The 444-nt window shown below is 67.3% G+C and carries 1 pseudogene; it reads right to left on the reverse strand.

What is annotated here, in order from left to right:
- Window positions 1-174 precede the first annotated feature (174 nt).
- Window positions 175-444 (reverse strand): annotated as a pseudogene (locus AC5P1C_RS43960) (DUF2637 domain-containing protein); the annotation flags it as partial.

The following is a 444-nucleotide window of genomic DNA, read 5'->3' on the forward strand; positions in this document are numbered from 1 at the left end:
GCCTCACAACTCACCCAACCCGTGCGGCCCTTCTCACGTCACGCACCCGCTGCCGCCATCGCTCGCCCCCCAAGGCCGTTAGAGCCGGGCACCGCTCCCGCCCGCAGAATCCTTTCGGCTGCTGGGCCGGCCGACGACGCAAGGCGTCAGCCTCCCGGGACTCTGCGGAATCTCCTACGTCTTCGTGCGCTGCTGCGCATGGGCCCCCTTTCGGATGCGGTGCTTGGAGGAGACCTGGCCGGTCAGTTCCCAGAAGCACACGAGAGCGGTGATCGGTGGAATGCCAAGGGTCACGAAGGCCAGCACCGAGCGGGACGAGTGACTGACACACAAGGCCACGGCCACGGCGGAAGCCACCAGGAGAACACCCCAGGAGCGTTTCGCGCTCTGGTGCTGCACGGTCGCCCGCAGAATCGAAAGAGCCGCGACGAACCACGGGCCGTA

This window comes from Streptomyces sp. A18, from assembly GCF_059026065.1.